The organism is Rice orange leaf phytoplasma (genome assembly GCF_001866375.1).
In the GTDB taxonomy this organism is placed as follows: Bacteria; Bacillota_I; Bacilli_A; order Acholeplasmatales; family Acholeplasmataceae; genus Phytoplasma; species Phytoplasma asteris.
This window is the reverse complement of sequence record NZ_MIEP01000008.1, coordinates 56,237-77,774: the sequence shown is the minus strand read 5'-3', so window position 1 is coordinate 77,774 and position 21,538 is coordinate 56,237. Positions and strand designations below refer to the sequence as shown.

Below are 21,538 nucleotides of genomic sequence, written 5' to 3'. Positions count from 1 at the left end.
TTTTATTTATAGTTAGTTATTTGGATATAAAAACCCCAAACTAAGTAAATAGTTTGAGGTTGTAATTATAAATGATGTTTTATTATTTTGCAGTTAATGAATTATTTTTTATATTTTGTTTTGATTCTAATTGTTCTTCTAATAATATTTTTTCTTTTAACAATTTATTATTAGGTAAATAAGCAAATAGCAAATAGCAACTAACTATCAATACAAAAAGAATAAAATCATAATACATCAATAAATAATTTATCTTGGGAATATTTAATGTTTATGATGAACCTTTATTAGAAGGCACAATATAATAATTATATAAGAGGATATGGAACACATTTTATTTCTGTATTTTTTTCTATTATTACATTGTTTTTCTTTGGATTACTTATGTTAAGGCAAGAATTACTTTTTAAATGTTTGTTTATGGCTTGCTATTTTGTTATAGGTTTGTTGGCTTTTAGGATATATGTAGCTGTAGAAATGTTTGAACATAAACGCTATTATCCTTTAATAAAAAGAAGAAATAAAAAAATTACAAATAATAGGTGTTTTGCCAAAAGATATTAATCAAATTTTAAAAAAGACTTTATTATTCAATTTTGATAAATTGGAAATAATTGGAGAAGCTATAATTAATTCTATATTTTATATCATTTTACTTTGGCTTTTTGTATTTATACCTAAAAATATAAAATGGTTTAAAAATATATCTGATTTTTTTTATTATTTATCTTTAATAATAATATCTGTTGTTTGGGCTGTTATCATTAGATATTTATTAAACAAAACAATTATTAATAAATTTATGAAATTATATCAAAAACAATTATTTAAATAATCATTTATCATATCTTAAATTTCAATCAATAATGAAGGCTAACTTTTTGAAAGTTAGCCTTTTAATAATAACAAATAAATTATAACTAAATATCTTATATTATATAGTTTAAACTTGTCTTACTTTTTCCATTTTTTTCAAAAAGAAAATAACAGTTCCTATAATAATCAAATAAATAATAGAAGAAATATAATAAGGTTTAGGGCTTGCAACACTACTATACAAAGCATTAGAAGCACAAGCAATATCAATAATTCCACCTAACATACTAAAAACAACACAATCTTTTAAATTAATAATAAACTCATTTAAAATAGGAGTTTGTGATCTTTTAATAGCTTGGGGCAAAACAATATAGCGCATTGTTTGAGTATGTGTCATTCCCAAAGACAAGGAAGCCTCAATTTGTCCTTTATCCAAAAAGGAAATATTTTTAGTAATAATTTCTGAAATATAGCCCATAGTATTTAAAATAATTACCATATAAGCAGCAAACATTGGAGTATACCAAGTAGCATTTTGGAAAAAAGCAAACTCTTTTAAGAAAAAATAACTCACAAAAGCTTGCACTAACATAGGAGTACTTTTAATAATCCATATATAAAAATTAATAATTCTACATCCTATTTGATGCAAATAATAAATTAAAAAATGACTTTTCTTTTTGGTAATATTTAACAATTGGAAAAGAACTAACAATAAAGATAAGACAAATCCTCCAAAAGTTCCATAAATCCCAAATTTAAGAGTTGTTAAAATCCCTCTTTTATAAAGAGAAAAGTTATTTTTAAAAATAGACCATATATTTAATGTATCTTTTTCTGAGGTTTGTTTATACATGAATTCTTTTCTTTTATCTGAGGTAAGTTCTTTTGTTAAAAAATCTTCAATGTCTTCTTTGGTAATTTGTTTGTTGTTAATAAATTCTTTGTTAATGTCTTTTTGTTTTTTAAATCCAATAGCAAGTATTCCAGCGGCTTGTTTTATTTCTTTATATAAAGCTGTTTCTTTATCTTTTTCGATGATTTGAGCTTGTTTTATTTCTTCATCTTGTTTTATTTTATTATCTAAAATTATTTCTTTTTTTATTTCTATTTTATCTAAATTATTATGAGTTTGTAAATGTTTTTGGGCAACAGTTACATCAGCTAAATAAAAATATTTGGAATCTGTTTGAACTTTTTGAGCTTGAACATCAAAATTGTTAATTCCTTCTACTTCATTTCCTTTTAATGTTTTTGCTATTTGTTCGTAAAAAGTTCCTCGTTGATATAACATTTTTCCAGGTAATTGAATTTTGTCATTAACTATAAATTCACCCTTATTAGGATTATTTTTATTTATAACAATAACATAAAATTGATCTTCATCATAATAAGAATTATCAGTAAAATCAATTTGGTCTTGTCTTTCTTTTGTTTTACTCATCCCTGAAATAATTAAATCAATATCTCCATTTTGACAAGCAGGAATTAAACTATCAAAATCTATTTTTTTAATTACTAATTTAATTTTTTTATCATACTTTGCATTTAAATAATCAACTAATTCTTTAGCTACTAAAACATCATATCCAGCAACTAAAATATCACTTTCTTTACCATTTATTGTTAAAGGATGCAAGTCTTTTTTATCTTTATTATTAGAAAGATAATTATAAGGTTTATAATTGCATTCCATTCCTACAACTAAAGTATTTTCATCTTTGTTTTTAGTATTTTGAGGATAAAAATCATCATATAATAAAAAAGATACAATAATAGTTAAAATTGTTAAAAAAAGATATTTAGCTTTAAAATAATTCTTAATTCTTGAAAAAGATAATGTTAGCAAATGATTTTCCTTCCTATAAAACAAAAAACCTTCTTAAAAGAAGGTTTGAGAGAGACTTGATTAAAGCGCCTTTACTGTTAAAACAGCAAGAATATTATAGATATTTTCTATAATCTCATAATAAATTATTGCCATAATTATTATTCGGCGATGGTTACCTTTCTTATGCTTCACAGAATGCCTTCTTCACATAATACTCTTTTACACCGCTACCTCTTTTTGATTTTATATAAAATTTTATTTAGTAATCGAAACATATAATAAAAATTTATTATATAGTAAATTATAACATAATTTTTTAAACTGTTTCATTTATTTAGACAACTTAATATTTTAAGATGATGTAGTTTCTATTTTCATTTCATCTGCAATTGTAATTTTTTCATAATCACTTTTAGCAAATTCAATTTCATATTTAATATCAAAAAACACCATCTTTTAAGATTTTATCTATTTTAATAAAGGTAATATTTTCATCTTTAATATCTTCTATATTGATATTTTGATTATGTTTTGTTTGTAATTCTTTTGGATGTGCTCCATTATGCTGGTATTATTATTTTTATTGTTTTTAGTTTTCATGTTTTTCATATTTTGTTCTTTTCCTTTGTTTTTTTACTATAATAAAACTTACTATACTAAAACTTTTACAAATAAAACAGTTTTACGACATGCCAAGATCAAAAGAAACAAAAGAAACATAAAGCAAAAACACAAGGAAAATTAAGGACTTGATTGCTTTGTGACTTATGGCAAAATAATTAAAATGCGATTTACAACAATTTGCACTAATCCTATTTTAACACGTTTTGACAAAATATCCAAATTAAGGAATAACATAAACTAAATTTGGAATTCCATTATAAATATTTTCATAATCTTGATAAACTTATATATCACTTTACAAATTTATCATATAACTATTTAAATTTATTCATTTTGTTCCATTTTTGCATAAAAAAGTTCCAAAAAATCAATTTTTTTCAAAAAAAGCACTTTTTGCTGTTGTTTTTTTAGTAAAATATTTTATCTTAAAAAAACAAATGGAGTTTAAAATGTATAACGAAGGAATGTTTGATGCTTCATCAGGAATGATGACAGGATTAATTGTATTTTTAGTAGCTTTAGCAGTTTTCTTTATTGTCCTTTTTTTACAAATGGGGATATAGTTGCGAAATGAATAGCAAAAGCATTGTATTGCCTTTAATAGTTACTTTTTTATTAGGCGGTATTCTTTGATTTCTTATCGGTTATTTGGTTGGAACTAATAAAAAAACAACACCAAAACCACGATATAAATAATTTTTAATATTTACTTATTTTTTTAAAAACATCCTTTTAAAAATTATCTTTTTTTGCAAATCATCTCTTTTAAAACTATTTTGATTTCAAATTTTAATTCATCAATCAAAAACAAAAAGCAATTTTAATTTTGTAAAATTCAATTACCAACCCAAAAGCATTCTTTAATGAGTGTCTTTTTTTATTTTATCCAAACTAATTAACTTTTTTTGCTTTTTCAAACCACCAAATAAAAAAAATTGCATTTCCCCACAAAAAAACTCCAACCCCTCCAAAAACATCACCAAAACCCAAGTTTTTTTGGTATAATAAAGGTTAAATGTTTAAAAAAATTAAATGATGCAAGGAGCATATAAATGGCAACAAAATTAAGCGAACAAGAAATTATTAGACATCAAAAAATGAATGAATTAAAAAAAAAAAACATTGATCCTTTTGGAAAAAAATTTGTCCCTTCTCATTCCATCGAACAAATTCTTTTGCAATACCAAAAAGCAGATAGTCTAGCTCTCGAACAATCACAAATCAATGTTTGTGTAGCTGGCAGAATCGTTTTAAAAAGAGGACAAGGCAAAGCAGGTTTTTTGCATTTACAAGATTTTAATTTCCGAATGCAAGCATATATAAAACTGGATTTAGTGGGCAAAGATGCTTTTCAGATTTATCAAAATTGTGATTTAGGAGATATCATAGGAATCAAAGGTTTTTTATTTAAAACGAAAACACAAGAATTAACCATTAAAGCCTTGGAATTTATTCATCTTACCAAAGCCCTAAAACCTTTACCTGACAAATTTCATGGCTTGCAAAACCGCGAAGAGATGAGAAAAAATCGCTATGTTGATCTAATCGTAAACGAAAAAACAAGACAAGTATTTTTAACTCGCAGTTTGATTATGAAATACATTAGAAATTTTTTTGATAATCAGGGCTTTTTAGAAGTAGAAACTCCTATTTTACAACCAACTTTGGGAGGCGCTTCTGCCAAACCTTTTATCACTCATCACAACGCTCTTAATTATGATTTTTACTTGAGAATTGCTACCGAATTACCCCTTAAAAAATTAATTGTTGGTGGAATGAATAAAGTCTATGAAATCGGACGTCTTTTCAGAAATGAAGGAATTGATGCCACACATAATCCCGAATTTAGCACTATTGAGGCTTACTTGGCTTATGCTGATATGCAAGATATTATGGACTTAACAAAGCAATGCTTGCAAGAATTGGCCCAAAAATTGTTTGGCAAGTTGCAATTTACTTACCAAAACCAAGAAATTGATTTTTCCCATTTTGCAAAAGTAAGTATGGTTGCATCAATCAAGGAAAAAACAGGAATTGATTTTACAGATAATTTTACCTTGGAACAATGCCTTTCTTTGGCAAAAAAACACCAAATTGAAGTTATGCCCCATTTTAGTAAAGGACATATCATTGAGGCTTTTTTCGGAAAATACGTAGAAAACACTCTCATTCAACCTACTTTTGTCTACGGACATCCACTGGAAATAAGTCCTTTGGCAAAACAAAACGAAGCTGATCCTCGCTTTACTGAACGTTTTGAACTTTTTATTGTAGGTAAGGAATTTGCTAATGCTTTTAGTGAACTTAACGACCCTATCGAACAAGAAAAACGTTTTTTAAATCAATTACAACAAAAACAATTAGGCAATGACGAAGCCAATGACATGGACTATGATTTCCTAAACGCCCTTAATTATGGCATGCCTCCAACTGGTGGTCTTGGAATGGGACTTGATCGTTTGGTTATGCTTTTAACCGATACTGCAAATATTCGTGATGTTATTTTATTTCCACATTGTAAAAATCAAAATAAATTTAGTCAAAACAAAACAGCAAATAAAGTCCTAACGAATAACGATAACGAATAAAGCAAGCAAAAACAAGCAAGCCAAAAATAAATTATTCCCAAAAGCAAAAATCTCCAAATCACCAAAGCCCAAAAATCCGAAAATAAAAAAGGGTAAAAAATATTTTATATAAAATGGGTTAATGATAATTAAATATTTTGTGTTGCAAAAACAACCGAAGGGATAAAAAAAATTAAACAAAAGACAATTATAATTATTTTAGGAGCAATTTTTACATTTTTTTCCTTAATTTTAATTTGTGGAGTTTATTTTTTAACTAACTTTACTTTTGCCAAAATACCAAACTCAAATCATAATTCAACATTCCCAAAACCCAAAGTTCACGATATTTATCTAGATTCAGCCGAACAAGTCCAAAATTATATCAAAGAAAAATTCCCCGATTCTTTTCCTGTTTGCATTAACTACCCTTCTTTTTGTTATTATTTGTGTTCTTTGCAAAATTCAAAAAAACCTTTTTACCTCAAAAATGGCCCAAAGAAATTAATATATGTCTATCAAAAAGACATTGATTTATCCAAATACGGCTATTGCAATAACACTCATAGTGTCGAAGATTTAAAAAATTCTCGATTAGGTATTAAAAAATTTATACCTTTTTGGGTTAAAAGATGGTTCGCAAGCATAACCAAAACAAAGAGATGTAATAATAAATTCGTCGTCATCAAGAACTAGACAGAAAAACTGGGATGGTTCGCCAAATTTGTAAAATTGGCAAAGCCAAAATTGGGAAGACGAATTAGAAGAAAATTGGGAAAAAGAGTTCCAAACAGATTGGGAAGATGAATAAAGTTTTTGCAAATCACAAAAAATAAATAAAATTAGAAAATCCAAACAAACATCCAAACAAACAAACAAACATCCAAACAAACAAACATCCAAAACAACAATACTTTTATTTTTCAGCCAGCAAGGAAGTGCAATTATGAGAGGCGTTTTTTATTTGCAAAGTTTTTATAGCTTATTACAAAGTCTTAATTCTTTAGAAACTTTGGTACAAAAAGCCAAAGAAAATGATTATGATTTTGTTGCTTTGAGCGATGATAATTTATATGGCATGCCAACTTTTTTAAAATTATGCCATAACTATCAAATCAAACCTATTTTAGGACTAAAAATAAATTTTTTGCACAACAATCAACTAGCAACACTTTTAATTTATGCCAAAAAAGACCAAGGAATCAAAAATTTAATTCAAATTTCAACTATTATTAAAAATGAAGAAACACCCCAAATTACCTTAAATCAAATTGCTCATTTAGGTAAAGATTTGTTTGCTTTGATTCCTGGAGAAAATCCCTTTTTTGATGATATGTTTTTTCGCGACCAAAAAGATAAATTTTTTCAAATAGCTACTCAATTACAAAAAATATTTGACGAACTTGTATTAGGTATTTCTTATCAAAACTCCTTTTTGGAATTACTTTCTGAAAACATCATTGATTTTGCAAACCACTTCCAAATTCCTTATGTACCAATTAACAAAACTTGCTATGATACTTTTCAAGCCCAACCAACCTATCAAATACTTGCACAAATGGAAAATAAAAAAAACGACGACCAAACTGATTTATCTTTTTTAACCAAAGATAATTTTGATAGCACATACAACGCCCAAACACATAAAGCAATGTTTGCTTATTTAAAAAAATTAATCTTTTCTATTAAATATCAAAATTATTTACCACAAAAAATGTTGTTGCCTTCCTTTGTTGATTTTTTACAACCCCAAAAAATAACTGCCAAAGAGTACTTAAAACAAATTTCTTATAAAGGTTTGCACCAATACATCGATTTTAAAAACTCTAAATATACCAAATACCAACAAAGGCTAGATCAAGAATTACAAATTATAGCTAATATGGAATATGACAATTATTTTTTAATTGTAGGTGATGTTGTAAGATACGCCAAAAAACAAGGTATTTTAGTAGGTCCTGGTAGAGGCTCTTCTTCGGGTTCTTTGGTGTGTTTTTGTTTACAAATTACAGAGATTGACCCTTTACAATATGACCTTATTTTTGAGCGTTTTTTAAATCCTCAAAGAAAAACTATGCCAGATATTGACCTTGATTTTCCAGACAATACAAGAGATTTAATTATTCAATATGTTTGTCAAAAGTACGGCACCAAACACGTAGCAAGTATTATTACTTTTGGTAGATTTGTAAGCCAAAAAGCCATTATCAATGAATTAGTTAAATTTATGCCCACAGTAAGGGAATTCCAAACTAAACGCGTTTTGGCATATTTGGATAAAAAAAGCACTTATCAAAAAGAAACTTTGGATTTGCAAATGAAAAACTTACTTATAATGGCATCTTATATCGAAGGAATACCACGGTTTACAGGAACCCATCCAGCAGGAATTATTTTAAGCCAAATGCCCCTTGATCAAATTATTCCCTTACAAAAAGGCACTCATAATAACTTACAACAAACCCAATGGGAAGCTTCTTTCCTTGAATCAATCGGACTTCTCAAAATAGATTTTTTAGGATTAAGAAGTCTTACTTTGATTAATAAAATGGTTTTAGCCATTCAAAAAACTAATCCCCATTTTGGTCTTTTTAAAATCCCTTTAAACGACACAAAAACTTTCGAGCTGTTGCAACAAGGAAAAACAATAGGGATTTTTCAATTAGAATCTTATAACGCCAAAATCTTTTTACAAAAAATGATGCCCCAAAAGTTCGAAGACCTAATTGCCTTACTTGCCTTAAATAGACCAGGGCCCTTCGATTCTTTTAATATGTTTTTAAAAAACCGCCATCAAAAAACTACCACTTTTTTTAGCCCCTTAATTGATTTTATCCTCCAACCCACTTATGGCATTATTCTTTATCAAGAACAAATTATGCAAATTGTAGCTGTCTTTGCCAAATACAGTCTTGCCCAAGCAGACCTTTTTAGAAGAGCTATTAGCAAAAAGGAAAAAGATTTATTATTGCAAGAAAAAAACAACTTCATTGCCCAAAGCAAAGAACAAGGACGCGACCTTACAATAGCTAACAAACTTTATGATTATATTTTAAAATTTGCCAATTACGGTTTTAACAAAAGTCACAGTGTCGCTTATTCTTTAATTAGTTATCGTATGGCTTATTTGAAAGCTAATCATTTTATTGCTTTTGTAATTACTTTATTAAATGATGCTATTGGAGATGCAACCCAGACAGAAATTTTGCTCAAAGAAGTTATCCAAAAAGGTATCATTATAGAACCACCCCATATATTTAGTAGCCAAGATAAATATTATTTCAAAGACAATAAATTATTTTTGCCTCTAACTATTATTAAAGGAATAAATGTTGCTTTTTGCCAAGAATTAATGAAAGAACAAAAAAAATTAATTAAAGAACACCAAAAATTAACTAAAACTACCCAAATGCCCCTTTATTATTCTTTTAAAACCTTTAAACAACAATTGTTTCCTTTCCTCACCGAACCTTTATTAACTAATTTAATTTTTGCAGGCACCCTTGATAAAATGGGGTTAAACCGCAATACTTTAGAAAAAAACAAAGATTTAAAAGAAGTTAAATATTATCCATATTCGGATTACGAACCTAAAATACACCCCGAATTACCTTTAAAAGAACTTGTCATTAAACAAAAAAAAATATTAGGCTTTGGACTTCATAATTTATTAATTAATCAAAAAAATAAATCTTAAATATTATTTTATTATTCAAAATTATTGTAAATATAAACACATTATTAAATTATTTAAAATTATTATATTTCTATATTTTGCTCCTTTTGCTTTTTTCATATTTTTTGCTTTGCTTTTCATTTTTTTGTTTTTAATTTGATTAAATCTGTTTTTTAAACAATTACACAATCAATAAAAATAAATAAAAGAGGATAAAAATGAATAAATTATTAATTGTAACAATATTATTAATCATTTTTTGCGCAATACATTTTAAACAAAAAGTCAACATCAAAAAAAATATTGTCTTTTTATCAGAAAAAAATCAGTTTATGGATGCAAACATTTTATTTTTATCATGCCATTTATTGTGAATTAAAAAAAATAAATAATTTCTTTTTGATGAAATTTCTTTGGAACTTCAATCGTAAATGCAACAATATATTAAAACATTTACAAGACATTCACACCATTTTTGATAAATTACAACAAGACCAAAAAAATAACTGATATTTAAATTATGATGCTTTTAACATACGATCAATCAGTAACTTTTTTAAAACAAAAATACGGTTTAGTAAGTGGCTCTTATTTTATGGATGCAAGTTTTACTCAAACTAACTCAAATATCAAAAAAACAGCTGAAGGCTTAGAAATACACCACATAAAAGAATATCAAGCAAGAGGATTATCAAATCCCAAATACGCCAAACACCACCCTTTTGAATACCAAAAAGGCATTAATTTGGTGTATTGTAATTTATTAGAACATTTTCTTTTGCATTTAAAATTTGTGATTATTCCAAAAACCTTTTACATCCTGAAGTTGGCAAAAAGGGAGTAGAAATTATTTTTCATCGTTTAGCTAAAATCTTTTTTGACAATCCTTTTGAATATCAAAAAAAACAAATGCATATCAGCCCAAAAAATTTATTATCAAAAAAGTGATTTTTGGAAATGCTTTTATTTATACCAAAGTTTAAAAGTTTATTTATGACAAAATAAAAATATTTGATTTGTATAATATTTTATGTCATTTATTTTTTTCATCATTTTTGCATTAATTAGTTATCTTTTGATTATAATATATCAAGGAATAAAGGAACAAATATGAAAAAACTATTCTTTTTTGATATTGACCAAACTTTATACAACGGCAAAACCAAAGAAATTCCTTCACAAATCACAAAACTTTTACAAACCCTAGCGTAAAACCCCAATAATATTTTAGGAATTGCTACAGGAAGAAACTACAAAGGTTTAAGCGTTTTAAAGGAACTTACTTCTTTATTTAAGTATTTTGTTGTTCTAAATGGAGCTATTACTTGTAAAGCCACAAATATCGTCCAACAAACTTGCATCCCCCAAGAACTTGTAATTAAACTAAATTGCCAAGCCCAAAAAAAAGGAATCATAGTTCTCAATGTCAGTTTAGAAGAAAAGGGCATAACCCAAACAACAGATCCTGATTATAAAAGTTTGTTTGATAATGCAATGTTGCAAAAAAAATCCCATCAAAAGCAATCTTCATTTAGAAAAACCTATTTACAAAATTAATTTATTCCATCCAAATACCTCCCTTGTTGTTGATTTTTTAAAAGATTTTGAACAACTCCACGCTTATTATTGTAAAAATGGTGTTGTAAGTTTAAGTGCCAAACAAGTTAATAAAGCTTATGGTATCCAAGCAATTATAAAAGACCACAAAGACTGACAATTAATTTGCATGGGAGATGGTTGCAACGATTTTGAAATGCTTCAATTTGCAGATATAGGAATCGTCATGGCAAATACTCATTATGAAACTCTTCACAAAGTTGCCAATTTAACTGCTCCTCACATCGAAAAAACGCTTTATATGATTTTTTTAAAGATTATAATTTGTTATGAAGTTTTTTATCGAAGAAAAAATAAAATGTGTTTTCAATGCGTTTAAAAGGAGAATAAAATGTGTTCAATTTTTGGAATACTAAATATTAAAACCGATCCACAAATGTTGCGTGACCAAGCTCTTAAACTTTCCAGTTTGATGCGTCATCGAGGACCTTATTGGTCAGGAATTTTTGCCTCTCAAAAAGCCATTTTAGCACACGAAAGACTATCAATTGTAGATGTTAATGCTGGAGCTCAACCACTTTATAATAAAACCAAAACCTTAGTACTTGCAGTAAATGGAGAAATTTATAACCACCTAGATTTGCACCAACAATACAAAGATAAATACGAATTCCAAACAGAATCAGATTGTGAAGTTATTCTAGCACTATATCAAGAAAAAGGTGTTAATTTTTTAGATGAATTACAAGGAATGTTTGCATTTATTTTATATGATCTTACAAAAAACACCTATCTTATAGGACGCGATCATATGGGAATAATTCCACTTTATATGGGATATGACCTTAACCAAAATTTTTATATATCTTCCGAAATGAAAGCCTTAATTCCCATTTGCCAAACCCTTTCTATTTTTCCTCCAGGAAATTATTTATCTAGTGAATCTGGCAAAATGGTGAAATATTATAAACGCAATTGGATGGATTATCAAAATGTTTACAACAACCAAACCAACACAATCCAATTACGCAATTTTCTTGAAGCATCAGTAAAAAAACATTTAATGTCTGATGTTCCTTATGGCGTACTTTTATCTGGTGGTCTTGACTCTTCTATTATTTCTGGAATCACTAAAAAATTTGCCAAACACCGCATAGAAGAATCAAGTAAAAAGAGGCTTGGTTCCCTTCACTTCATTCTTTTGCTGTAGGTCTTAAAGGCGCTCATGATCTTAAAGCTGCCAAAGAAGTAGCCAATCATTTAGGAACAGTCCATCATGAAATTAATTTTACTATTCAAGAAGGCATAGATGCTTTAAAAGATGTTATTTATCACATTGAAACGTATGATATTACAACTATTCGCGCATCAATTCCTATGTATTTAATGGCTCGCAAAATTAAAGCTATGGGCATCAAAATGGTTCTTTCTGGTGAAGGTGCTGATGAGATTTTTGGAGGTTATCTATATTTTCATAAAGCCCCTAATGCTCAAGAATTCCAAAAAGAAACAGTCCGTAAATTAGCTTCATTACATTTATATGATTGTGCACGAGCCAACAAAGCAATGAGTGCTTGGGGAGTAGAGGCGCGAGTTCCTTTCTTAGACAAAAACTTTTTAGATGTTGCTATGAGACTTAATCCCAAAGATAAAATGTGTGGCACAAATGGCAAAATAGAAAAACATATTCTACGACAAACATTTGAATCTTATTTACCCAAAAAGATTGTATGGCGCCAAAAAGAACAATTTTCTGATGGAGTAGGCTACAGTTGGATTGATGCTTTAAAACAATTTGCCCAAACCAAAATCACAGATACACAATTAAAAAATGCTTATGTTCGTTTCCCTTACAATACTCCTACAAACAAAGAAGGCTACATGTATCGCGAAATTTTTGAAACCTTATTTCCTTTGCCAAGTGCAATAAGTCTTGTTCCTGGTGGTCCTTCAATTGCTTGCTGTACTGCAAAAGCTATCGAATGGGACAAAGCTTTTAAACAAATAAACGACACTTCAGGAGGCGCTGCATTAGGAGTGCATAATGAAACTTATAAGGACAAATAAATTTTATTCAACAATCCCCAACTTAAATTAACTTTATTTTTTGCTTTTAATTGTTTTGTGCGAACCAAATAATAAAAAACAAATAATAAAATAAAAAAACTAATCCAAAATCACAAATCACAAATTATATTTTTTGCAAACATTTCTAACACCCATTTTGCAACTCCAAATTTTTACAACTTTATCCCAGAAAGGATATTTATATGAACCAAAAACCAAGAAAAGCCTTAATTAAAAAAAACAATTTGCCCCAAACTAACACACCCAAAAAACCTTTTTTAAGTAGCAAACTATTAAGCAATTGCATTATTTTTAACTCTATTGTCATTGTTGTATTAGCAATTTATTTAAGTAAACCTACTCAAACAGATATTTACCAAAAAATCACCCAACTACATTTAACAGCAATGGTAGCAGGAATGTTTTTAGGAGGTACTATTTTAGGATTAAAAAAAGGATCTTTTGGCGTTTCTTTAGGAGTTTTATTAGGAGCTACCTTAGGAATGTGGATATCGTTACTTACTAAAGGAAACATTATTTCGATAATTCAAATTTAGTTTTTAATTTTAATCCCAACCCCAATATTTTTCATTTCCAAAATAAAGAAAGTGTTATCATTTTTATGCAAACCAAAATCAAAAATCTAACCGCACAATTTTACACCAGTTTACAAAAAAACAAACATGATTTAGACCAATTAATGACCTTAGACAAAGAATTTTTAGGAAAAAAGGGCATCTTGTTTGAACTTACCCAAGAGCTAAAAAGCCTTCCTCATGCCCAAAAAGCAGTTGCAGGCAAATTAATTAACGTTTTAAAACAAGAAATTATTTTAACTTTACAAAAAGAAAAAGAAATTTTACAAAGAAACCAACTAAACGCCAAATTGCTCCAAGAAGAAATTGATCCTACTTTACCAGGATTGAAATTTTTCCAAGGAAGCACCCACCCCCTTAATCAAATCATTGAACAAATTGAAGATTTATTTTTATCTTTAGGTTATGAAATTAAAGAAGGCAACGAAATTGAAACTGATTTTTATAATTTTGAAATGCTCAACATGGGCAAAGGCCACCCCGCAAGAGCAATGCAAGACTCTTTTTATATTGACCCCCAAAAACTTTTGCGCACCCACACTTCCAACGTCCAAGTCAAAGAAATGAAAGCTCGCCAAGGAGGACCCCTCAAAATTATTTCTCCTGGAAAAGTTTACCGCAAAGATGATGATGACGCCACTCATAGCCATCAATTTATGCAACTCGAAGGACTTGTCATTGACAAAAACATTAATTTTTCCCATCTCAAAGAAACTCTTTTACTCATTACTAAAGAATTATTTGGCACTTCCCAAGAAATTCATTTAAGACCGTCTTATTTTCCCTTTACCGAACCTAGCATTGAAGTTGATTTAGTAATTACCAAAAAAGATGACACCAAAGAGTATTTAGAAATTTTAGGAGCTGGTTTAGTGCATCCCCAAGTTCTTAAAAACGCTAATTATGACCCTGAAAAATATCAAGGTTTTGCCTTTGGAATAGGTATTGAAAGAATTGCTATGATTAAATATCAAATTGACAATATTAGACATTTTTATACTAATGATATTCGCTTTTTAAAACAATTTACAAGGAACACCTCCAACAATGAAAATTATTGAAAATATTTTAAAAAACCATTTTTCGCAACCCCTTTCCCAAAATATTTCTGCCTTAACTAACAATTATATTACCGAAGTGCAAAATTTTTTCCCCATATCCAAAAACACTAATTTAGTGGTGGGGCAAATTCTTAACTTTCAAAAAATTAAAGGTTCCCAAAAATTAAATTTAGTAGAAGTTAACACCGGCACAAAAGTAGTCAAAATTGTTTGTGGAGCTTCTAATTTACAAAATGGCAAAAAAGTTATTGTAGCTTCAGAAGGTTCTTTTTTGGAAGGCATCAACGACACCCTTAAAAACAAAAAAATTTATGGAGTTTTTTCAGAAGGAATGCTTTGTGCTTTGGAAGAATTGGGAATTAGTACCAAATTTTTAACTCCCCAAGAACAAGAAGGGATTTATCTTTTTGATGACCCCAACGACCAAATTGCTTTGGGAAGTAATGCTTTAATTCCTTTAGGACTTGATTGTTTTATCTTAGAATTAGGGCTTACACCCAATCGTGGTGACCTTTTATCTCACCTAGGTTTTGCCAAAGATCTCAAAGCAGTTTTGTCTTCTCAAAGTTCCAATAACAATCAAGAAACAAAAGCAACCAACTACAAAACAAAAAATAGCGAAGACCAAACAACCCCAAAAACGCTCCCCCAATTAAACCCCGATTTTTTTGCAAACTTGCCTCAATCTCCTTTAAAAGTCCAAATTGAAAACGACAGTTGTTATGAATACAACGCTTGTATCCTGGAAAACATCAAAATCAAACCTTCTCCTTTATGGTTGCGAAACGCCCTCTTACAATCAGGCATCAACCCAATCAACAATGTTGTTGACATCACTAATTTAATTTTAATCGAATACGGTATTCCCCTACACGCTTTTGATTCTGAAAACATCAAACAAATCAAAGTTAGAAAAGCCTTACCACAAGAAAATATTACAACTCTTAACCAAAATGATTTTGTTTTAGATGAAAATGATTTAGTTATTACAGATGGCAAAAAAGCCATTGCTCTAGCTGGTATTGTAGGACTTTTAGAAAGTAGCATTAAACCTACAACTACTAAAATTATTCTTGAAGCTGCTTATTTTTCGCCCCAAACTATTGCCCAAACTTGTCAAAAACTCAAAACCAAAACTGAAAGTTCCCTACGTTTTGAAAGAGGCATTGACCAAAGTCTTATTCCTTTAGCTTTTCAAAAAGCATGCCAACTTTTAGTCACTTTAGCAGATGCCAAAATTACTTACCAACCTATAATTACAAAACAAAAAAACCGTACCAATCCTACTATTTCTTTGAATCTTGATTTTGTTACAAGAAAAATTGGCGTTTCTTTGTGCCCTACTCAAATCAAAAATTGGTTATTAAACCTAGATTATCAGATACATACATACAAACATTTAGGACCACAGAACAAAAACGAACAATTAAACCTCCAAGCTCCTTTACGTCGTTATGATGTCAAAATTAAAGAAGATATCATTTCTGATTTAACTAGACTTTATGGTTGCCATAAATTACCTCCCCAAACAATTCAAATCCCTACTCAAGGAAAATTAACCTTAAAACAAAAAAATATTAGAGAATTGCGCAAACTCTTAGTTAATTTAGGATTTTATGAAACTATTACTTACAGTTTAATTAGCTCTGAGATGTTTGAAGCTTTTACTCCTCAAAAACCCTTTATCAAAATAATGAATCCTTTGTCACAAGACAAAATGATTTTAAGACAAAGTTTGCTAAGTAGTTTAGTAGAAGTTTTAAGCTATCAGCACAAACGACAAACTTTTGATACTGCTTTTTTTGAAATTGGAAAAACTTATTTTCCCAACCAAGAAACATTAAGTCTTGCTTTTGCTTTGAGTGGTCATTTCTTAAATTCCTTGTGGCACAAACAAGATGTTTCAAGTTCTTTTTTTGTTACCAAAGGCATCCTTGAAAAAATTAGTGCTTTTCTAGGCATTACCCTTACTTATCAAAAAACACAACAACATAGTAATTTTCATCCAGGAATGCAAGCCGATTTGTTATTTAACAATCAAATAATAGGAGTTATCGGAAAAACACATCCCCAACTTAATACCAAATACCACTTAAAAGAAAGTTTTCTTTGTGAACTTTTTTTAACGGATGAAATTCTTAACACTACAAAAACGTTTACCTTCCAACCAATTCCTAAATTTCCTACTGTTATTCGTGATTTAGCCTTTTTAGTAGATACCAAATATTCCTTTTATCAAATCGAACAAACCATTAAACAAACTACCCCTTTTGATTTAATCAAATGTGAATTATTTGATGTTTATCAAATACCTACAACCAAAGAAAAACATTCTCTTGCCCTTAGACTTTTTTTCAATAACTTAGATAAAAACTTAGAAAAACAAGATGTAGAACATTGTATGGAAAAAATTACTTCTAATTTGATTAAACACTTTCATATTGAAATTAGATAAAAATAGATAAAAAAATATTGCTTTTTAAGTGTATATGCAAATATAATAATTGTGGTAAAATAATAGGGTATGTTAAATTAGTTTTTTTTACCCTTTTTATCTTTTTGCCTTTTTACATTTGTATAATTATAAATTTTTTTAATCCATAAAACAATAAAACAACTAAAGGAGTATTTAAAAATGTTTGATGTCAACCATTTAAGCAAAAATTACGTTACTAAACGCGGTAATATGACGATGGCCTTACAAGACGTTTCTTTAAAATTACCTGATAAAGGTATGGTTTTTATCTTAGGTAAATCAGGTTCTGGTAAATCTACTTTATTAAATGTTTTAACAGGCATTGATGTTGCAAACGGCGGCGTAGTTGAAGTATGCAAAGTTTCTATTACAACTTTTAATCAAAAATATTTAGATAATTATCGTAATGGAATGATTGGTTTTATTTTCCAAGAATTCAACTTAATAGAAGATATTAATGTATTTGAAAATATTGTCTTAGCATTACAATTACAAAATAAAAAACCAGATGTTGCCTTAATTAATGATTTAATGAATCAAGTAGGATTGGATATTTCATTCCTAAATAGAAGAGTTAATGAACTTTCAGGAGGACAAAAACAACGTGTTGCTATTGTTCGTGCTTTGGTGAAAAATCCTAAAATGGTCTTTGCTGATGAGCCTACAGGAAATCTAGATTCAGAAACAGGAACCCAAGTTTTTGATTTACTTCAAAATTTAAGTAAAGAAAAATTAGTAGTTATTGTATCTCATGATAGCGAAAGTGCTTATAAATATGCTGATCGTATTTTAGAATGTAAAGATGGTAAAGTCGTATCAGATATGACAAGAAAAAAAGACACTACTAAAAAAAGCAAAGATAAAAAACAAGTATTTAAAGAAGGCCAAGTTCTTACAGCTGAAATGATTGCAAACTTAACTAACTTAACTAAAAATCCTGCTTTAGAAAAATTTGATAAAACTGATGAGACTAAAGTATTACAACAAGATACTGATTTTGTATCTTTTCCTAGTTGTTTGCCTTTTTCGTTTGTTGCTAAGGCTGCTTTAAAGAGTTTTAAAAATAAAAAGTTTTTCTTGGCATTGGCTGTTTTAGTAACTGCTATTGCAACTTTTATTTTTATGTTTTTTGCTTTTACATTTTTGAGTTATAAATGGTTCGGAATTTGTGATAAAATATATCAAATGTATGAATTATTTGAAGGATATAAAGGATATGGAGAATTATATTTGTTTGTTGGTGTTGTACAAATAGCTTTTAAAACTATTCAAATTATAAGTAGCCCTATGTTCTGGGTTTGGATTTTATCTGTTCCAGGTGCTATGATTATGCTTTATTTTTCTATGAGTGCCAAACTTCAAAATAAAAAAATGGGTATTCTAAGAGCTTTAGGTTCTAATGGTGTTAATGTTGGTAAAATCTTTTTAGTTGAAGCATTCTTTTTTGCTTTATTCCAAATGGTTTTAACTTTTGTATTATTATTAAGTATTTTACTTTGGTTTAAAGATGCATCTATATTATTTTCATCTTTCGATATGAAACCGTTGCCCAATTTTGAAAGTGAAAATGACATTATGGTTTTCGTTAATTCTTTAGTAAATTCGAAAAATAAAGGCATTTTATTATGGTTTACATCACCATATTTAGTTTTCAATCCTTTTGTAAGAGTCCTTTTATTTAATTTATTATCATTTAGTTATGTCTTTTTCATGACTCTACTATTTATATCTTTTATTATTTATAAATGGTCTAACAAAAAACCAGTTGACATCATCAACAATAAATAAATATTAATTGAAATACCATATATTATAATATATGGTATTTTTTTTATCTCTTAAACTTGCAATTTTCATTATTTTGTTTCATCATTTGTCTTAATTTCAAGTACAATTTAAGTGTAGATGTATATCATCAAATAACACTAAATTAATTATATTTAGTAACACAATAAAGATATAATACATTTAATCAAAAACAAACTAATATAAATAAAATAAGGAGTATTACAATGTTAACGAATGTGTACGACCCCCTAAAAGGTAAACAATTCCAAATACTTGACGAAAATGGCAACCTTGTTCAACCTGAATTAGAACCAAAATTATCTAAAGATGTTTTATTAAAAATGTATAAAACAATGGTTTTAGGTAGACAAGCTGATTTAGCAGCCTTAAAATATCAACGCCAAGGACGTATGGGAAACTATTTACTTAACTCAGGGCAAGAAGCATCTCAAGTAGGTGTCGCTGCTGCCTTAGAACCCCAAGATTGGGTATCACCTTATTATCGTGATGCAGGAATTTTTCTTTACCGTGGAGTTTCTTTAGAACAATTTTATCTTTACTGGTATGGCAATGAAAAAGGCTCTCAACTAGACCCTAAGTTGCGTATTTTACCAGCTAACATTATTATTGGCTCTAGTGTTAATTTAGGAGCAGGACTTGCCTTAGCAAGCAAAATGCAAAATAAAAAAGAAGTAACTATTGCAACTATTGGAGACGGAGGAACTGCACACGAAGAGTTTAATGCAGGTCTTAACTATGCTGCTGTTTTTGGAGTACCATTAGTAGTATTTATTCAAAATAACCAGTATTCTATTTCTAATCCTCGTAACAAAGTATCCAAAGCTAAAACTTTAGCTCAAAAATGTTATGCTTGTGGAATTCCTGGCATGCAAGTAGACGGCAACGACATTTTAGCTGTTTATGTAGCAGCCCAAGAAGCCTTTAACGAAGCGCGCAAAGGAAACGGACCTACTTTAATTGAAAATGTTTCTTATCGTCTAGAAGCACACTCCACTAATGATAATGCTTCTGTTTACCGTAGCAAAGAAGAAGAATTAGAGTGGCGCAAAAAAGACCCAATTGTACGTTTTCAAAAATACTTGATGAATAAAGGTTATCTAACTCAAAAACAAGTAGAACAATTTGAAAAAGAAGCCCAAGAAGAAGTTGTTTTAGCACACCAAAAAGTAGAACAAACAGGCAATAACATTGATATTAAAGATATTTTTGTATACACTTATGAAAAAATGACTCCTCAATTAGAAGAACAATACGAAGAATGCAAAGCTTTTTTCAACACAAAGGAAGGTAAATAATAATGGCTTCAATGACATTACTAGATGCAATTAATCAAACTTTAGATAGCAAGTTAGCAAAAGATCCTCGAGTAGTTCTTTTTGGACAAGATGTAGGAAAATTAGGCGGTGTTTTTCGCGTAACTAAAGGCCTGCAAGATAAACACGGAGAAACTCGCGTTTTTAATGCCCCTATTGCTGAATCTTCTATTATCGGAAGTGCTATCGGACTTGCCATTAACGGCATGCGACCAGTTGCAGAAATCCAATTTGATGGTTTTATTTTTGTAGGACTAGAAGACCTATTTGCCCACGCAGCCCGTTTGCGTAACCGTAGTCGTGGTAATTACACAGTACCTATGGTAGTAAGAGTCCCAGTTGGTGGAGGGGTAAAATCCTTAGAACATCACTCCGAATCATTAGAAGTAATTTTAGGCTCTGTTCCTGGTCTTAAAGTAGTTATTCCATCCAATCCTTACGACGCTAAAGGTTTATTAATGGCTGCTATTAACGACCCTGATCCAGTAGTCTACATGGAACCTAAAAGAATTTATCGTGGTTTCCGTCAAGAAGTTCCCGAAACAGATTACGAAGTCCAAATCGGTAAAGCCAAAGTCGTTCAAGAAGGCACAGACATTACAGTTGTAGCTTGGGGAGCAATGGTACCAGAAACACTATTAGCCCTTAAACAACTTGATCCTAATGTTTCCGTAGAGCTAATTGATTTAAGAACTATTAATCCTATTGACAGAGAAACTGTAATTACATCTGTTAAAAAAACTGGACGCTTTTTAGTAGTTCATGAAGCATGTAAAACTTACGGACCTGCAGGAGAATTAATTGCTTTAGTTAACGAACAAGCTTTCTTATACCTAGATGCAGCTCCTGCCAGAGTTACTGGAAATGATATCACAATGCCTTTAGCCAAAGCAGAACATTATCAGTTTTTAAGCCCTGAAAAAATAGCTGATGCTATTAAAAAAGTGGTTTGCGAATAAGATAACAAAAAGATATAAGGAGATAAAAATATAAAGGCAAACTAACCCTTTTCTTTTGTCCTGAAAAAAAATACATTAAAACTACTTCCAAATCAAATTAAAAACTCAAAATATCTAAATAAAACTAAAAACCACAACCACAACCATAACCACCAACCAAAACACATACCAAAATAAAAATTA

The 21,538-nt window shown here is 28.9% G+C and carries 14 protein-coding genes, 1 pseudogene and 1 riboswitch; of the genes and pseudogenes, 14 read left to right on the top strand and 1 reads right to left on the bottom strand.

Features of this window, described 5'->3' with window-relative positions; translation table 11 throughout:
- Nucleotides 1-943 precede the first annotated feature (943 nt).
- A complete protein-coding gene (locus BHE82_RS02820; RefSeq protein ID WP_257608404.1) occupies nucleotides 944-2,668 on the bottom strand; it encodes an ABC transporter permease subunit in 1,725 nt (574 codons plus the stop codon).
- Between the two features lie 55 nt (nucleotides 2,669-2,723).
- A riboswitch (Lysine riboswitch) is annotated at nucleotides 2,724-2,894 on the bottom strand.
- A 1,432-nt stretch (nucleotides 2,895-4,326) separates the two neighbouring features.
- Here BHE82_RS02820 and lysS point away from each other — a divergent pair.
- The 14 genes and pseudogenes from lysS (at nucleotide 4,327) to BHE82_RS02745 (ending at nucleotide 21,355) form a co-directional block, all read left to right on the top strand.
- Nucleotides 4,327-5,862 carry a lysine--tRNA ligase gene (gene lysS / locus BHE82_RS02810; RefSeq protein WP_071345718.1) on the top strand — a complete coding sequence of 512 codons (1,536 nt, stop codon included), beginning with the start codon at nucleotides 4,327-4,329 and terminating at the stop codon, nucleotides 5,860-5,862.
- A gap of 925 nt (nucleotides 5,863-6,787) precedes the next feature.
- Nucleotides 6,788-9,538 carry a DNA polymerase III subunit alpha gene (gene dnaE / locus BHE82_RS02800; protein WP_071345716.1) on the top strand — a complete coding sequence of 917 codons (2,751 nt, stop codon included), beginning with the start codon at nucleotides 6,788-6,790 and terminating at the stop codon, nucleotides 9,536-9,538.
- Between the two features lie 315 nt (nucleotides 9,539-9,853).
- A complete protein-coding gene (locus tag BHE82_RS03260) occupies nucleotides 9,854-10,027 on the top strand; it encodes a hypothetical protein (protein WP_180365502.1) in 174 nt (57 codons plus the stop codon).
- Between the two features lie 10 nt (nucleotides 10,028-10,037).
- Nucleotides 10,038-10,361 (top strand): hypothetical protein, encoded by a 324-nt coding sequence (locus BHE82_RS02795; protein WP_071345715.1) that lies wholly within the window; start codon nucleotides 10,038-10,040, stop codon nucleotides 10,359-10,361.
- Nucleotides 10,362-10,741: 380 nt separating this feature from the next.
- Entirely contained in the window at nucleotides 10,742-11,074 is a 333-nt protein-coding gene (locus tag BHE82_RS03525) for an HAD hydrolase family protein (protein ID WP_143549439.1), read from the top strand.
- Nucleotides 11,007-11,231 (top strand): hypothetical protein, encoded by a 225-nt coding sequence (locus BHE82_RS02785; RefSeq protein WP_071345713.1) that lies wholly within the window; start codon nucleotides 11,007-11,009, stop codon nucleotides 11,229-11,231. The genes BHE82_RS03525 and BHE82_RS02785 overlap by 68 nt, the downstream gene beginning before the upstream one ends.
- 12 nt (nucleotides 11,232-11,243) lie before the next feature.
- Nucleotides 11,244-11,453, top strand: coding sequence for an HAD hydrolase family protein (locus BHE82_RS02780; protein WP_071345712.1), 210 nt, complete (start codon nucleotides 11,244-11,246; stop codon nucleotides 11,451-11,453).
- A gap of 12 nt (nucleotides 11,454-11,465) precedes the next feature.
- Nucleotides 11,466-13,141: pseudogene (gene asnB, locus BHE82_RS03520) on the top strand (asparagine synthase B).
- A 203-nt stretch (nucleotides 13,142-13,344) separates the two neighbouring features.
- Nucleotides 13,345-13,698, top strand: coding sequence for a hypothetical protein (locus tag BHE82_RS02770; RefSeq protein WP_071345711.1), 354 nt, complete (start codon nucleotides 13,345-13,347; stop codon nucleotides 13,696-13,698).
- Nucleotides 13,699-13,763: 65 nt separating this feature from the next.
- Entirely contained in the window at nucleotides 13,764-14,798 is a 1,035-nt protein-coding gene (gene pheS / locus BHE82_RS02765; protein WP_071345710.1) for a phenylalanine--tRNA ligase subunit alpha, read from the top strand.
- Entirely contained in the window at nucleotides 14,785-17,253 is a 2,469-nt protein-coding gene (gene pheT, locus BHE82_RS02760) for a phenylalanine--tRNA ligase subunit beta (protein WP_071345709.1), read from the top strand. The genes pheS and pheT overlap by 14 nt, the downstream gene beginning before the upstream one ends.
- Nucleotides 17,254-17,433: 180 nt before the next feature.
- A complete protein-coding gene (locus BHE82_RS02755) occupies nucleotides 17,434-19,062 on the top strand; it encodes an ABC transporter ATP-binding protein/permease (protein ID WP_071345708.1) in 1,629 nt (542 codons plus the stop codon).
- A gap of 224 nt (nucleotides 19,063-19,286) precedes the next feature.
- On the top strand, nucleotides 19,287-20,378 hold the full coding sequence (gene pdhA, locus BHE82_RS02750; protein ID WP_071345707.1) for a pyruvate dehydrogenase (acetyl-transferring) E1 component subunit alpha: 1,092 nt from the start codon (nucleotides 19,287-19,289) through the stop codon (nucleotides 20,376-20,378).
- Nucleotides 20,379-20,380: 2 nt separating this feature from the next.
- Nucleotides 20,381-21,355, top strand: coding sequence for an alpha-ketoacid dehydrogenase subunit beta (locus BHE82_RS02745; protein ID WP_071345706.1), 975 nt, complete (start codon nucleotides 20,381-20,383; stop codon nucleotides 21,353-21,355).
- Nucleotides 21,356-21,538 lie beyond the last annotated feature (183 nt).

Coding starts and splice junctions, on each gene's coding strand:
- lysS (WP_071345718.1), top strand. CDS start 4,327: ATGGCAACAAAATTAAGCGAACAAGAAATTATTAGACATCAAAAAATG.
- dnaE (WP_071345716.1), top strand. CDS start 6,788: ATGAGAGGCGTTTTTTATTTGCAAAGTTTTTATAGCTTATTACAAAGT.
- BHE82_RS03260 (WP_180365502.1), top strand. CDS start 9,854: ATGCAAACATTTTATTTTTATCATGCCATTTATTGTGAATTAAAAAAA.
- BHE82_RS02795 (WP_071345715.1), top strand. CDS start 10,038: ATGATGCTTTTAACATACGATCAATCAGTAACTTTTTTAAAACAAAAA.
- BHE82_RS02785 (WP_071345713.1), top strand. CDS start 11,007: ATGCAATGTTGCAAAAAAAATCCCATCAAAAGCAATCTTCATTTAGAA.
- BHE82_RS02780 (WP_071345712.1), top strand. CDS start 11,244: ATGGGAGATGGTTGCAACGATTTTGAAATGCTTCAATTTGCAGATATA.
- BHE82_RS02770 (WP_071345711.1), top strand. CDS start 13,345: ATGAACCAAAAACCAAGAAAAGCCTTAATTAAAAAAAACAATTTGCCC.
- pheS (WP_071345710.1), top strand. CDS start 13,764: ATGCAAACCAAAATCAAAAATCTAACCGCACAATTTTACACCAGTTTA.
- pheT (WP_071345709.1), top strand. CDS start 14,785: ATGAAAATTATTGAAAATATTTTAAAAAACCATTTTTCGCAACCCCTT.
- BHE82_RS02755 (WP_071345708.1), top strand. CDS start 17,434: ATGTTTGATGTCAACCATTTAAGCAAAAATTACGTTACTAAACGCGGT.
- pdhA (WP_071345707.1), top strand. CDS start 19,287: ATGTTAACGAATGTGTACGACCCCCTAAAAGGTAAACAATTCCAAATA.
- BHE82_RS02745 (WP_071345706.1), top strand. CDS start 20,381: ATGGCTTCAATGACATTACTAGATGCAATTAATCAAACTTTAGATAGC.